This is a genomic window from Gellertiella hungarica (assembly GCF_014197145.1).
GTDB classification, from domain to species: Bacteria; Pseudomonadota; Alphaproteobacteria; order Rhizobiales; family Rhizobiaceae; genus Gellertiella; species Gellertiella hungarica.
In genome coordinates this window covers 139,927-153,440 of sequence record NZ_JACIEZ010000008.1, presented here as the reverse complement: position 1 = coordinate 153,440, position 13,514 = coordinate 139,927, and the positions used below count along the sequence as shown (strand labels likewise).

Here is a 13,514-nt window from a genome sequence, read left to right as displayed (position 1 = left end):
CTGTTCAATCCCCGTTCGCCCGAAGACGTAATTTCTGTCTTCACGGCCAGCCGTCTGGCGAGGATCATGAGGGGGAACGTCATCGTGCAACCGACATCCAAATTGTTCGAGCCGCTGACCCTGCGGCACAGGACGCTTCGCAACCGCGTCAACTTCGGCGCACATACGGCCAACATGGCGGAGGACGGGCTGCCGGGCGCCCGGCATCTGGGCTATTATCTGGAACGGGCCAGAGGAGGCGCGGCAATGATCGTCGTCGAGCCAATACCCGTTCACCAGACGGCCCGGCTGACCCGGGGAAACTTCCGCCACCAGGACGATGCCGTCATTTCGGGATTCCGGAGGATCACGGAGGCCTGCAAGGCCGAAGGATCGGTCATGATCCACCAGCTTTATCACGTCGGCCAGCATGGAGACTATGACCTGTCCTATGCAGCAAACTGGTCTCCGTCGGGATTGCCTTCCTATCATGATGGCGATGGCAGCCATCGCATGAGCGACAGCGAAATCGAGACGATCATATCCTGCTTCGTCGAAGCTGCCCTGCGGGCGCAGGCCTCCGGTTTCGATGGCATAGAGCTGTTCGGAGCCTATCATGCGCTGATAGACCAGTTCTGGTTGCCATGGTCCAATCGCCGTGATGACCGCTGGGGCGGTACCTTCCTCAACCGGATGCGCTTCTCGACGGAGATAACAAGCCGCATTCGGAAAGCCGTGGGCGATGATTTCATCATCGGGATGGCTACCAGCGTGGATGAATCCGTCGACGCAGCCATGCAGACGGAAACCCTGCAGGAGATTGCCCGTTACCATGACGAACGTGCCCTCATCGATTACATCACCTGCGGGACGGGCAGCTACTTCGACTATGGCGGAATCATCCCGACTTTCCATTATGCGGACAAGCTCGGCGCACCCTATGCCGAAGCACTGAAGTCCGTGTGCAGACACACCCGCGTGCAGGCTGAAAGCCATCTGCGAACGCCGGAAAATGCCCTTGCCGTCATCGCATCCGGCCAAGCCGACATGGTATCGATCGTGCGGGGTCAGATCGCCGACCCCTACTGGGTGACAAAGGTCGCTGATGGGCGGCACGACGAGGTGAGGGGCTGTATCTCCTGCAACCAGATGTGTTGGGGCCGCCGCTCGCGCGATTACTGGATTTCCTGCCTCGTGAATCCGTCAGCGGGACGGGAATTCGAATGGGGCGGGGATCGCTTTGTGAAGACGGATGCGCCGAAGAAGGTGCTGGTTGTCGGCGGCGGTCCAGCCGGTCTGGAAGCAGCCCGCGTGGCGGCCGAGCGCGGGCATCGCGTTACTCTGGCCGAAGCCGGAGCCCAGCTTGGAGGACAGTTCCGCCTGGCCGGAATGCAGCCGCGCCGGGAACAGATACTGGATCTGCTTGCCTGGTATGAGCGCCAGCTCAACAGGCTTGGAGTCACGATCTTGATGAATGCGCCGCTCGATCCGGACGAGATTGCCGCATGGGATGCGGACAGGGTGATCGTGGCAACGGGCTCCCAGCCCGCAGGAACGGGGTTCCAGCGTTCCCTTCCCGATATGGCCACCCTGCCCGGCGTGGAGAAGCCGAATGTGTGGTCGGTGGAAAACGTGATGACGCGCGCGGCGCGCCTGGGCGAGCATGTGATCCTGGTGGACGACACCGGGGACTGGCGTGGTCTGGGCACGGCGCTTGAGATTGCAAGGCGCGGCCATCGCGTTACGGTGGTGACCGGTTGGGCGACATTGGGCGAGTTTCTTCGAAGGACCGGCGGAGACAAGATTGCCCGTGCGCGTCTTCGCCAAGCGGGTGGCTCCTGGATAACGGAATCCTGCGTGACAGCCTGGGAGGGGAAATCGGCACGCGTTCGCAACAACCTGGACGGGGCGGAGCAGCGGATCGCCGCCGACAGCCTGGTGCTGGCTACGACCAACGTGGCCGATACCTGGCTTCATGACTCCCTTCGCGAAACCCATTCCGAGCTTGGCGTTGAGCTGATCGGCGATGCACTGGCTCCGCGCCTTGCCGTTGCCGCCATTTACGAGGGGCGGGTGCTTGGGCAATCGATCTGACAGCCGGTTCAGCGGAAAAGGGGAACGCCGATGCCTGAGACCGTGACATTATCCTTCGACGAAGCGGAGCACCTCGCCACCCAGGCATGCCTGGTTTGCGGTTCCGATGGTGCAACGGCCGAAACGCTTGCTCATGCAACGCTGGATGCGCATCGGCACGGACGCCACGAGGTCGGCTTGCCTCATCTCCTGGATTATCTGCATGCCATGAAGGCGGGTCGGTTGAATGGTCGCAGCAATCCAAGGATCAGCCATCCGTTTCCCGCATGGATTGCGGCTGATGCGGATGGCGGCATCGCGCAGCTGCCTTTCGGTTTGGCTTTGGATCAGATAGCAGCCATTGCCGACAGCCTCGGGATTGCAATCTTCACCCAACGCAACAGCTTTACCACCGGCGAACTGGGCTACTATGCAAGGCAGCTGGCCTATCGAGGCCTGGCCTGTCTGGCCTTTACCAATGCGAACGCGATGGTGACACCGCAGCCCGGCTGTGCGCCGGTGTTTTCGACCAATCCCCTGGCCTTCGCGTTTCCCCAGCCCCGTGGATTACCGCCGGTCGTGATCGACCAGTCTTCGTCTGCCACGGCTTTCGTCAACGTCATCGCGGCTGCCGCCCGTGGCGAGGATTTGCCGGAGGGTTTTGCCGTCGATGCCGAGGGAGTGCCGACCTGCGATCCCCGGGCGGCGCTGAAGGGGGCGCTGCTTCCCTTCGGGGGCCGCAAGGGTGCGAACATGGCGCTGCTGGTGGAACTCATGTCCGCTGGCATCAGCGGCGGCGACTGGTCGACGGAGGCCGGCGACTTTCGCCAGGCAGACGGTCTGTTGGACACCGGCCTGACCGTGATCGCCTTCAAGCCGGGAACCGAGCCGGAGGTTTCGCTTGAGCGCAGCCGTACGCAGATCGAGTCTCTCGCGAGACGGAATGTTTACATTCCCGGCCGGAAGGGTGCCTCTTCGGATCTGTCCATCGATCTGGATGCTCCCGTTTACCGCGCGCTCTCTGCACTTGCGGCTGGCGGCTGACCGCGCGCCTTTCCGGCAGACTGTCAGGAAGGGGTCAGAAGCAGACGCTGTCAGGAATAACTTTGTGCAAGCAGGACGGAAATTAGAATACTAAATCTATAGAATATTATGGAGCGGGAGTATCACTGGGGAAGTTGCACATCGCGGGAGCACATCCATGAAGGGCCTCTGGCACCTCACCATCTCGGAAAGCGGTATCGCCGATCAGCAGGGAGCCATGCTTCGGCTTCATCATCTGGTCGCGGTTGCGTCCTATGGTTTCATTGTAGCATTGCTCCTGCTGTTGTAAGCCTCTCCTGACATCGAAACGGTCGCACCGGCTTCAGCCGGACCGAGGCCGAGGACGTTCCCTTTTTCCATCCGATTTGGAGTATACAATGACACTCAGGATCAACCAGGTCGCTCCGGACTTTACTGCAGACACCACCACGGGAGAAATCCGCTTCCACGAGTGGATCGGTGATAGCTGGGCAGTGCTCTTTTCCCATCCGAAGAATTTCACGCCCGTCTGCACCACCGAACTCGGCGCCATGGCCGGGCTTGACGAGGAATTCCGCAAGCGGAACGTGAAGGTGATCGGCATCTCCGTCGACCCGGTGGAAAGCCATGTTCAGTGGAAACAGGACATCAAGACGGCGACGGGGTTCGATGTCGATTATCCGCTGATCGGCGACAAGGACCTCAAGGTTGCCAAGCTCTACGACATGCTGCCGGAGGATGCCGGCGACAGCTCGGAGGGTCGCACGCCTGCCGATAACGCGACGGTTCGCTCCGTCTACATCATCGGCCCGGACAAGAAGATCAAGCTGATCCTCACCTACCCGATGACCACGGGGCGCAACTTTGCGGAAATACTGCGCGCCATCGATTCGATCCAGCTGACCGCGCGCCATCAGGTGGCGACGCCTGCCAACTGGCAACAGGGGGACGACGTGATCATCACGGCGGCCGTTTCCAACGAGGAAGCCGTAAAGCGCTTCGGATCCTACGAGACGGTTCTTCCCTATCTGCGCAAGACCCGGCAGCCGGCTGCCTGATCCATCCGCTGCATCCTGAAAAGACAGTCATGGCGCGCCTTCGGGTGCGCCATTTTTCGTTCCTGTGCTTTTTGTGGCTATCGCCAGAGCGCCTCGGTCCGGCTATGTCTTTCCCACAAGGGAGATCGGACCATGGCTTCTCGTGCAAAGGGTGACAATACGGCTTACGGCGGGCTTGCGGCGCGCTTTGCCGTGGCAAGGGAGATTGCCCGGGAAGCGGGCGCACTTGCGCTGGACTATTTCAACCGGCGCGACAGCCTTGTTGTCGAAACAAAGCGGGACATGCAGGATCTGGTCTCCGTCGCCGACAGGGACGTCGAAACCCTGATCAGGAACCGCGTCTCGGCAGCCTTTCCCGAGGATGGTTTTCTCGGTGAAGAGTTTGGACTTCAGGAGGGGCATTCCTCCTTTGTCTGGGTGGTCGATCCGATCGATGGGACGAGCCCGTTCATCAACGGCATGCCGAACTGGTGCGTTTCCATCGCCGTGCTCGAGGCGGGAGATCCGGCCATTGGTGTCATATACGCTCCTCGGCACGACGAATTCTACGTGGCGGCCCGAGGATCTGGTGCGACACTCAACGACAAGGTGCTGAAGCTGGATCCGTCCCGAACCATCCGGAACGCCGTGACGGGGCTCGGCTCGAACAGCTATGTCACGCCCGATGTGGCGGCAGGCATGGTTCGTGATCTGCTTGCTGCCGGGGGCAATTTCATGCGCAACGGATCCGGCGCGTTGATGCTTGCCTACGTCGCCGCGGGCCGTCTGGTCGGCTATTACGAACCGGTGATGCACGCCTGGGACTGCCTTGCCGGCTATTGCCTGATCGCAGAGGCAGGAGGGTGGCATCACCCGTTCCCGTCCGATCGGGATGGGCTGACCCGCGGAGCGCTTGTCCTTGCGGCGGGCCCGGGGGCCATTGAAGATCTGCGAAAGCTCGCCGGGCTTTGAGCAGGCAGGAGCGATACCTCCCAATTTTCCGGTTTGACACAGGGATCAACCGCTCGTTACGCAAGGGCGTGAAAATCCGGCGGCCATTCCGGTCCTGCCGGGCAGGGGATGCGCCATGATCCTGATTGCCAATTCCGAGGCCTGGCCGGGCTTCTCCAAAAGCATCGAGTGCCTGCGACGCGGCGAGCGTGCCGTTGACGCCCTTGTCGCCGGAATCTGCGAAGTGGAGCGGGAGGCCAAGGTCCGGAGCGTCGGTTATGGCGGATGGCCGAACATGCTCGGTCGCATGGAGTTCGATGCCGGCGTCATGGACGGTGCGACGCGCCAGGTAGGGGCGGTTGGCGCCGTCCCCGATACACTTCCCGTTGCGGCCCTTGCCCGGGAGGTGATGCGCCGCCTGCCGCATGTCATGCTGACGGGGGACGGGGCGCGGCGCTTCGCGACCGAACTGGGCTTCCCGATCGACGAGACCCTGCACCCCGACAGCAAGCGCGTCTGGTGGGAACGGTTGCAGAAGGAGCTTTCTCCCGAAGCGCTTGCCGCCTTTCCGGACATTCCGCTGGCGCCTCTCAGCCACGCCATCACCGATCCCGAGCGGGTTCGAGATAACACCGTCTTCCTGGGCAGGGACAGCGCCGGAGATCTCGCCAGCGTGACCTCCACCTCCGGCTGGGCCTGGAAATATCCGGGTCGCCTGGGTGACTCTCCCATCCCCGGTGCCGGATACTACGCCGATAGCCGCTTTGGCGCAGCGGCGTGCACCCACACAGGTGAAATGACCATGCGATGCGGCACTGCCCGAACCATCGTCCTGGCTTTGCGCCTCGGCCATAGTCTGCGGCAGGCGGTTGATCTCGCAGTGGAAGAACTGAAGGATCTGAGGGATGGGTTTATCGGAGGCGTCGTCATCCACGCGATCGATGCCGATCAGACGCACCGGGTTGTCAGTCTGAATTGCGAAGAGCCCATCCATTACTGGTTCTGGCAGGAAGGCATGAACGAGCCGGAAAAGCGTGCCGCCGAACGGGTCTGATCCGCGAGACCGGAGGCGCGCTGGCTAGGCAGGCCTCGCGCTGCGGGCACGGGTCAGCAGCCAATGATCGAGCGAGATCAGCCCCGGCCCCCTTGCCACGATGAGAAGCAGGCAGGCTGCCCATGTGCCATGCGTTGGCCAGGCCGCCGGATAGACGAAGATCTCGATGACGGCTGTCATGCCCAGAAGCGCCAGTGCGGACAGGCGGCTTGCAAGTCCGATCACCAGAAGCAGAGGAAAGAGATGTTCGGCCGTCGCCGCCATGTGTGCTGCGAGCCAGGGATCTATCAACGGCAGACGGTATTCGTTCTCGAAGAGATAAAGCGCGCTGTCGTTCACCGACCAGCCGTCGACCTTCGTCTGCCCCGACTGCCAGAAGACAGCGGCAATCGAGACCCGGGCAAGCAGGGCCAATGCGTCATGCGGTATTCTGTTGAGGCGGTCCGTGATGGCCGCGATCAGGTTCATTTCTCTTGCTGCTTGCAACTCCATGGATCAGTCCTTTCTTCCGGTAAAGGCACCGGACTCCAGCAGGATGCGCATGGTCCAGGCCGCGTCGAAGGACGCGTCACTGGCTGTGGCGGAAACGAATGCCTCCCCCAGCGTGCCCCCTTCGGCAAGCCGTTGCACGAAAACGGCAGCGCCTGCCGGCAGGCGACGCAGCTCGACCCGCAGGGCCGGGCGGGTCACCAGAACACTTTCCGGCATCCAGACGAGTGCGGCGTCCGGTTCTTTCCCTTCTTCATGCATCTCCACGATGCTTGCGATCGGGTAGGCTGATCGAACGAGGCCGAGCGAGGGATGAGCAACAAGGCGCAAGTCTGCCAGCTGCCCCGGGGACAGGGCTTCAAGATCTACGGCGCCAATCGGGGCGACGTCTTCAGCGTGGTAGGCTCTTGTCTTTGCCGTTTCGAGACGGATGACGTCGGGCAGGTAAGGCAGCACCGAAGCAGGCGGAAAGACTGCGGCAAACTCTGCCAGATCTTCTCCCCATTCCAGCAGAACGGGAGATCGGGGGGGATGGACCTCAAGGAAGGCCCTTGCCATGCCGCCGAAGAACTGCGCACCGACCAGCCGCTCGGTGACGGGATAGCGGGCCGCAAGGGCATCGATGAGCCCCTGCAGAACATTGTCGCGGTAGACGCCGAAGCGTCGTGCGGGTTGTTCCGTGTTCCAGGAGGAAACGAACGCCGGAATGGGGGCCTCGACGTTCCTTATCGCCTGGGCAAAGCAGGCCAATGTCTCTTCTGCGGTCATGGCTGTCACGCTGCCGCTGCTCTTGGACAGGCATCCATGAGCGCCTGCGCCGTTTCGGCCTCGTTCAGCAACACGTCCCATGCGGGCACGTTGTTATCCCATTCGATCAGTGTCGGAAGCGGGCTGGTCTGGCGGAGCACTCTCTCGTAAAGCGCCCAGACCGGATCGATCACCGCTGCATCATGGCTGTCGATCAGCAGCGGCGCACCCTCTTCGTCTGCCGTGCAGTGATGGCCGCCCAGATGAATCTCGCTCACTTGCTCGAGCGGGAAGGTCTGGAGATAGTCCGCGGGGTCGGTATTGTGATTGGTGGCCGACACGAAGACATTGTTGATGTCGAGAAGAAGGCCGCAGCCGCTGCGTCTGGCAACCTCCCGCAGGAAATCGGTCTCGGAACGGGTGCTGTCCCTGAAGATCAGATAGGTTGCAGGGTTTTCCAGAAGCATCTGCCTGCCAAGGCGGGTCTGCACCCGATCCACGTGTTCCACCACGCGACCAAGCGTTTCCTCGGTGTAGGGAAGCGGCAGAAGATCGTTGAGATAGGTACCGTCGTGGCTGGACCAGGCAAGATGCTCGGAAAAGCTCTCCGGCTGGTATCGATCGCACAGCATCGCCAGCCGTTCGAGGTGCGCTTCGTCCAATGGCTGCATCGATCCGATGGACAAGCCGACACCATGGATCGAAAGCGCGTAGTCTTCGCGAAGGCGCGAGAGCCGTGCATGGGGTGGGCCACCGGCACCCATGTAGTTTTCCGCATGGATCTCGAAGAAGCCGACCGGCTGGCGTTGCTGCAGGATGGCATCGAAATGCTGCGGCTTGAAGCCGAGCCCGGCTTTTCTCGGAAGGTTTGAAGTGCTGGAAAAAGTCATCCGTGTCCCCTCTCGTCGAGACTGCGGACGGCATCGGGATGCCGCCCGCCTTCCGGTCAGACCGGCGCAGGCCCCTGTGTCAGGGAGCCGTGTCCATCCGGGGTCTTGATCGTCTCGCAGGTTCCCGCAGGCACCAGTTTCCAGGCATTCTTCTGATAGTCCACCTTGGACGTGCCGGCGCAGGTGGTACCCGCTCCCGCGGCGCAGTCGTTCTGTCCCTTCAAGGCAATGCCGTAGCATTTTTCCTTTGCATCTTCCGCCGCTGCCGGCGTTGCTGCCGCACCGATGGCGGATGCGAGCGAGCCGGCAAGCGCCAGCCCAACCAGGGTCTTGTTGGTCATCATGGTCTCCCTTCAACGAGTCCGCAGGTCCCTCCATGGATCTGCCATGGAGAGATACGGAGCAGCGGTCCGCCCCGTTACAGGAGGATCATCACGAAACTGTGAGGACGCGACAAGAGCCGGATTTTCAGTGGGCGATGCAGACCCGATTTCGACCTTCCCCCTTCGCACGATAGAGGGCGGCATCCGCACGCCGGACGATGTCTTCGAACCTGTCCTCCCGATGGGCGGTCAGCCCGAAGCTCGCCGTGATGCCGGGCAGGGGGACACCGTCAAACTCGACGGCAAGAGCGGCGATTTCCACCCGCAAGCCGTCGCAGAGCGCCGTGGCAGACGAGAGGTCTCCGCGAAAAAGTATGGCAAATTCCTCTCCACCAAACCGAGCCGGCACATGCCCCATTGCGGGCAGCACCTTGAGCAGTGCCGCTATGCTGCGCAGAACGTTGTCTCCCGCGGGATGGCCGAAGCGATCATTGATGCTTTTGAAGTGGTCGATATCGATCAGGATAAGGCATGTGCCCTGCAGCGCCTCCGCCGTCCGCATCAGTCTTTCGAACGCCGCCCGGTTCAGCAGTCCCGTCATGCCGTCGGTCTCTGCTTCTGTCTGCAACCTGCTCATCAGCGCGGCACGTTCCACCATGCGGTCCGTCAGGACCGAGAGCGCTTCGAAAAGGCGGTTGAGCTCGGCCCCCTTCGGTCGACGAGGCGATTTTTCGGGAATGCGTCCGTCTGCCAGATCGATCACCATCGCGCTTGCGCGCAAAAGGGGACCAAAGAGATAGGCCTGCACCGCCGCTGCCAGGCCGATGAGGAACAGCGTGATGACAGCGGCGCCCCACGAGACGGCGACCAGCATGTACCAGGCATGCCTCTCCTTCTTCCGCAAATCGTCTATGCTTGCCTGAAGGAATGCCTTGCGGACCTCTTCCACCGGCTTGATGGTAGCGACGAAGTCGCGGGAGAGTTCTCCGGAGGTCTGGCGGTAGTTTGCTCTTCCATTGCCTTCGGCGATGGTCCTGTCGATCAGCCGGAGACCGGGACCGAAGAAGGCCTCTTCGAAAATGCGCTGTTTCTCCGCAATGTCGGGATTGGCGGGATAGGCGGCCCGCGCGATGGAAAGCAGACGCCAGAGCTCCATGACCCGTCCCCGGGACAGCCGGCTTTCGATCTGATTCTGGAGCGGAATGGGCTCGCGGGCGATGACCGCTGCCATGATGTGCGATGCAATGCGGCCGGTATAGTCCCTGAGATGGCTGAGGATCTGCCCACTGATGACAGGGTTGGAAAGCTCCGGATCTTCGGCAACCAGCGATTCGCTCATCCAGCGCACGCCGTCGTCCATCATGTCAGACGTGGCGATCATGGCCTCGATCGCTGACTGGATATCGGCAAAGCTCCGTTGTGCCCGCGGCTTGTTGATGGCTGCATCCACCGTCCGCCTGGCGCGGAGAAGCTGGCGCTTCATGCTGTCGATCAGCGAAGCGGGTATCATGTGCTTGCTGCTTACCGCCTCCAGGGCCTCGATCGCGGCGATCCCCAGATCCGTCTTTTCCCGGGCCGAGGCAAGCGCCTCTATCCGTGCCTTCATGCCCGCATCCGCTTCTCCCATGGCGGAGTTCGCAGGGCCGCGCTCCGCTGCCAGTGCCGTTGCGGCGTCGAGCACCACGCGAAACTGCTCGATATCCGCCACGTTGTGCCGGCTTCGGTCATAGCGATTGTAGAACTGGAAAAGGATGGCCCCCGACAGCAGAAGGGTGCAGCAAGCCATGAGAACAGCCGCTGCCCAAAGAACGCGAAGAACCGGATGGTCGGTGCTTATTGCGGGGTCGGGGGAAGAGAAGCGGGGAATGGAAAGCAAAGTTTCACCGTCTGGCTTTTGGTGGGGGCGGCTCGGTCGAGCGAAGGCTGACGGGCATTCTCAAACTGTGAATGATCCTCACTTTCTAGATAGTTATAAATTATAATTTAATGAATGCAATACCCCGTGCAGACCGGCTACAGGCACAGGCCATTCACAGGAAGGGAGGTGTCAGGCGACACTTTCGAGAAGCAGGCCATAGGCGCCAATGCGGCGAAGAAGACCTTGAGGGGCTTGCGGAAGGCGCACATCCAGTTCGACAGGCGAGAGATTTGCCAGCAGCAACTGCTTCCCATGGGGGTTTTCGATCTGCATCCCGACCACTCTTCCGCCGGCGGGATCCTCCAGAAGTCGTGCCATTTTGCCTGCCTGTGTGGCAAGCGTCAGGATCGGCTCGGCGAGCGGGCGCATCCCGCCCTCGGCGACCGGTTCCCCGGGCCCGGCAAAGAGCCCGAACGGGCCCGTCAGTGACGATAGCGTCAGATGCGACGGGCCTCCCGGCAGGACTGCCGCCGCATATCCGAGGGCAAAGGCGGCGCCGAAGGCGGCATTGTGTCTTGGGTCTCGATTGGCCATCGGAACCCGTTCTCCGTCCGGATTGTCCATCGTGCGGCTGCCATAGGGGTTCTGCCGCATGGCGATGGTCGATGGTCCCAGTCGATACGGCTTCGAGCCATAAATGGCCCGGACGGATCGGGTGATGAAGGGAAGCGCTTCGAGGGTCTGCATCACGCTCAGATCGTCCGCCGCATGGACGATGGGGTTTGTCGCGTGGCTGATGTAGGAGAGCGTTTCTGCCGGCACGCGCTTGCGATTGAGCTCGGTGAAGTAACTCAGCATGCCTCCGCCGATGGGTATCGATCCAAACGCCTCATGAGCGGCAGCGTACACTTGCTGCAGCGGCGGGCATTCCGGCCAGCGGCTCCCCGGCGGGGTCGACTGGCGGTCGACGGCAGGAGAAATCATGATGCTGCCGGGCCTGAAGCCGCAGCGTTCAAGGACCGCCGCAATGCCGCTGCATTCCTCGGCGGGGGAGAGCCGGCAGGGCAGAGCGATTTCGATTGCCGTCTCGCCTTGATGCATTGCCGCCATCGACGCGAAATCCGCGATGGCTTCCTCGTCGTTGCCCGCAAGCGGATCGAAATGGAAGAGCAGCAATTGCGGCCGGCGATCGTCCGCCAGAGACGTGAGCGCGGCGCGGGATGCCTTCGCCTCCTCGGGCGTAATGACCACGCCAATCGACGGCACCTGATGCAGGGCGTCATCCAACGCCAGTTCGACGATATTGGCTTCGGAGTTTTGTCTGACGGCCAGCCGGTTCGTCCGCTTGTCGGTGAGAGACAGGGTGATGGTCTGCTCGAAAGCCTCCCCCGCCCGCAGATGATAGGGCCATGGCAAGGCAAGCGGCCGAACATAGGTCTTGTAGGAGGCGTCGGACCAGTTGCGCTGGTCTTCCATTTCGAAGATGTCTCCCTCCATGCGGCATTCCGCCAGGACGCCGGGGAGGACTTCGTGACTGATCGCCCTCATGTCCTTGAAGGGCTGCCAGGGGTCAATCAGCTCGGGAAAACGTGTATTCTCGATCGTACCGTCGACATGCTCCACCCTTGCCCACTGCCCGGAGATCCCGACGATGGGGTGCAGGATGCAGAAGCCGCACCGGTTGGTCTCGAACCCGCTGGGGCTGAAGGCGATTGCGCGGAACACGACGCGCTCCTCGCTGCCCTCGATGAAGACATCGACAACGAGTTCGCTTGCGGAGGGACTTCCATACCGGGCTCGATACCGGACCTGAAATCGACCCTCTGCCTCTTCGACGGCAAGGCCGGTGATGGATGGAGAATGGGTACCCCAGTCGCGGTCTCGCACCAGATAGGAAATGCTGCGGATAACCTCCACGCCACCGTAGCGGATCGTCCGCAGGCCGTCCTGCAGAAGTTCCGCCGTGAGCAGGCCGGCCCTGAGCACGCGTGCGGGCGGCTCGGTCTTGCGGGTTCCGGTCAGGCGGAAGGCGTCGGCGTTTTTCATGCGAGCAGCGTTTCCACCGGGATGCGCTCACCGGTCCGGGCGCTGGCATAAGCTCCCTCAACCAGCGCGAAGGTTTTCAGATTGTCGGCTCCTGACGTCGAGGTTTCACGCCCTGCGGCGAGACAGTCTGCCCAGTGTTCCTGGATGGCGAGGACGCTTTCCTGAATGTTGTGCCAGGGCCTCGATGCCCATGGCAGCAGCCGTGGGCTCGCATCGATATGGCGTGTCCCCGAAGCATTGTGAACCTCGAGGCGGTAACCCTGCGTGAGACGCAGGCTGCCGACGGTTCCATCCAGTTCAATGAGGGTCTCCGGAAAGGGTTCTGTGGACAGCCGGCTCGCGTAGCTTACGTCGACGATCGATGTCGCGCCGCCTTCATGATCGAGGAGAATGGTGGCCACGTCTTCCCCGCGAATGGATGGGTTGACCCGCTTCGTACGTGCCGTGAGATGGGTGACATCGCCCAGGATGAACCGCGCAATGTCAAGCGTATGGATGCCAAGGTCCTCGATGATGAAGCGTTCGCCTTCGGCGAGGTAGGGCTGGCCGGAAAAGACATCGAAGGCCGACCGGAAGGAGAACCGGCCCCAGAATGGTGTGCCGATCGCCCCTTCATCCAGAATCCGGCGCACTGTCTGGATCGGTGTCTGCCACCGGAAGTTCTCATGGATCATGAGCGGCACACCGGCATCGCGCATTGCCGCCACCATCGCCTTTGCGTCTCCAAGCGTCTCCGCAAATGGCTTCTGGCAGATGGCCGGGATACGGTGCGAGGCCGCCATTTCCACCAGAGCACGATGGCTCCGGACGGTTGTCGCTATATCCACGAAGTCAAAGCCACCCGCTGCGAACAGCTCGTCCGCCCCGAGATAACGCCGCTCTATGCCGAACCGCTCACCCATGGAGCGCAGTCGCTCCGGGTCCGTGTCGCAAAGGGCCACGATCCTGACATTCGCCACATCCTGCCATGCCAGCATCTGGTTCAGGGCAAAGAAGCCGCAGCCGATCAGTGCTCCCTTCAGTTCCCCCATGCCCCTTGCTCTC

13 protein-coding genes are annotated in these 13,514 nt (G+C 61.9%); 6 read left to right on the top strand and 7 right to left on the bottom strand.

Features of this window, described 5'->3' with window-relative positions; genetic code table 11:
- Positions 1-66: 66 nt before the first annotated feature.
- The 6 genes from GGR23_RS17455 to GGR23_RS17435 all read left to right on the top strand — a co-directional run bounded on the left by GGR23_RS17455 (position 67) and on the right by GGR23_RS17435 (position 6,117).
- Positions 67-2,073 (top strand): oxidoreductase, encoded by a 2,007-nt coding sequence (locus GGR23_RS17455; protein WP_183367617.1) that lies wholly within the window; start codon positions 67-69, stop codon positions 2,071-2,073.
- A 30-nt stretch (positions 2,074-2,103) separates the two neighbouring features.
- Positions 2,104-3,096 (top strand): Ldh family oxidoreductase, encoded by a 993-nt coding sequence (locus GGR23_RS17450; RefSeq protein WP_183367616.1) that lies wholly within the window; start codon positions 2,104-2,106, stop codon positions 3,094-3,096.
- A gap of 157 nt (positions 3,097-3,253) precedes the next feature.
- Entirely contained in the window at positions 3,254-3,385 is a 132-nt protein-coding gene (locus tag GGR23_RS23490) for a hypothetical protein (protein ID WP_281375752.1), read from the top strand.
- An 88-nt stretch (positions 3,386-3,473) separates the two neighbouring features.
- The gene (locus GGR23_RS17445) at positions 3,474-4,133 is read left to right on the top strand and encodes a peroxiredoxin (RefSeq protein ID WP_183367615.1); all 660 of its coding nucleotides are present in this window, start codon (positions 3,474-3,476) and stop codon (positions 4,131-4,133) included.
- A 132-nt stretch (positions 4,134-4,265) separates the two neighbouring features.
- Positions 4,266-5,084, top strand: a complete 819-nt coding sequence (locus GGR23_RS17440; RefSeq protein ID WP_183367614.1) for an inositol monophosphatase family protein — start codon at positions 4,266-4,268, stop codon at positions 5,082-5,084.
- 115 nt (positions 5,085-5,199) lie between these two features.
- A complete protein-coding gene (locus GGR23_RS17435; RefSeq protein WP_183367613.1) occupies positions 5,200-6,117 on the top strand; it encodes an isoaspartyl peptidase/L-asparaginase in 918 nt (305 codons plus the stop codon).
- Between the two features lie 24 nt (positions 6,118-6,141).
- On the opposite strand, the gene GGR23_RS17430 is transcribed toward GGR23_RS17435, so the two are convergent.
- The 7 genes from GGR23_RS17430 to GGR23_RS17400 form a co-directional block, all read right to left on the bottom strand.
- Positions 6,142-6,609: a DoxX family protein gene (locus tag GGR23_RS17430; RefSeq protein ID WP_183367612.1), complete on the bottom strand. Its 468-nt coding sequence runs from the start codon at positions 6,607-6,609 to the stop codon at positions 6,142-6,144.
- 3 nt (positions 6,610-6,612) lie between these two features.
- Positions 6,613-7,374: an HvfC/BufC N-terminal domain-containing protein gene (locus tag GGR23_RS17425; protein ID WP_246365766.1), complete on the bottom strand. Its 762-nt coding sequence runs from the start codon at positions 7,372-7,374 to the stop codon at positions 6,613-6,615.
- Positions 7,375-7,379: 5 nt separating this feature from the next.
- The gene (bufB, locus tag GGR23_RS17420; RefSeq protein ID WP_183367610.1) at positions 7,380-8,243 is read right to left on the bottom strand and encodes an MNIO family bufferin maturase; all 864 of its coding nucleotides are present in this window, start codon (positions 8,241-8,243) and stop codon (positions 7,380-7,382) included.
- A 56-nt stretch (positions 8,244-8,299) separates the two neighbouring features.
- Positions 8,300-8,584, bottom strand: a complete 285-nt coding sequence (locus GGR23_RS17415) for a BufA1 family periplasmic bufferin-type metallophore (protein WP_183367609.1) — start codon at positions 8,582-8,584, stop codon at positions 8,300-8,302.
- Between the two features lie 127 nt (positions 8,585-8,711).
- Positions 8,712-10,352 (bottom strand): GGDEF domain-containing protein, encoded by a 1,641-nt coding sequence (locus tag GGR23_RS17410; RefSeq protein ID WP_183367608.1) that lies wholly within the window; start codon positions 10,350-10,352, stop codon positions 8,712-8,714.
- Positions 10,353-10,613: 261 nt separating this feature from the next.
- A complete protein-coding gene (apnL, locus tag GGR23_RS17405) occupies positions 10,614-12,470 on the bottom strand; it encodes a D-apionate lactonase (RefSeq protein ID WP_183367607.1) in 1,857 nt (618 codons plus the stop codon).
- Entirely contained in the window at positions 12,467-13,501 is a 1,035-nt protein-coding gene (locus GGR23_RS17400) for a Gfo/Idh/MocA family protein (protein WP_183367606.1), read from the bottom strand. Before GGR23_RS17400 ends, apnL begins: the two co-directional genes overlap by 4 nt.
- Positions 13,502-13,514: the final 13 nt, after the last annotated feature.

Bases quoted from the DNA above. Each gene is read 5' to 3' on its own strand.
- GGR23_RS17455 (WP_183367617.1), top strand. From the start codon at position 67: ATGAGGGGGAACGTCATCGTGCAACCGACATCCAAATTGTTCGAGCCG.
- GGR23_RS17450 (WP_183367616.1), top strand. From the start codon at position 2,104: ATGCCTGAGACCGTGACATTATCCTTCGACGAAGCGGAGCACCTCGCC.
- GGR23_RS23490 (WP_281375752.1), top strand. From the start codon at position 3,254: ATGAAGGGCCTCTGGCACCTCACCATCTCGGAAAGCGGTATCGCCGAT.
- GGR23_RS17445 (WP_183367615.1), top strand. From the start codon at position 3,474: ATGACACTCAGGATCAACCAGGTCGCTCCGGACTTTACTGCAGACACC.
- GGR23_RS17440 (WP_183367614.1), top strand. From the start codon at position 4,266: ATGGCTTCTCGTGCAAAGGGTGACAATACGGCTTACGGCGGGCTTGCG.
- GGR23_RS17435 (WP_183367613.1), top strand. From the start codon at position 5,200: ATGATCCTGATTGCCAATTCCGAGGCCTGGCCGGGCTTCTCCAAAAGC.
- GGR23_RS17430 (WP_183367612.1), bottom strand. From the start codon at position 6,609: ATGGAGTTGCAAGCAGCAAGAGAAATGAACCTGATCGCGGCCATCACG.
- GGR23_RS17425 (WP_246365766.1), bottom strand. From the start codon at position 7,374: ATGACCGCAGAAGAGACATTGGCCTGCTTTGCCCAGGCGATAAGGAAC.
- bufB (WP_183367610.1), bottom strand. From the start codon at position 8,243: ATGACTTTTTCCAGCACTTCAAACCTTCCGAGAAAAGCCGGGCTCGGC.
- GGR23_RS17415 (WP_183367609.1), bottom strand. From the start codon at position 8,584: ATGACCAACAAGACCCTGGTTGGGCTGGCGCTTGCCGGCTCGCTCGCA.
- GGR23_RS17410 (WP_183367608.1), bottom strand. From the start codon at position 10,352: ATGGCTTGCTGCACCCTTCTGCTGTCGGGGGCCATCCTTTTCCAGTTC.
- apnL (WP_183367607.1), bottom strand. From the start codon at position 12,470: ATGAAAAACGCCGACGCCTTCCGCCTGACCGGAACCCGCAAGACCGAG.
- GGR23_RS17400 (WP_183367606.1), bottom strand. From the start codon at position 13,501: ATGGGGGAACTGAAGGGAGCACTGATCGGCTGCGGCTTCTTTGCCCTG.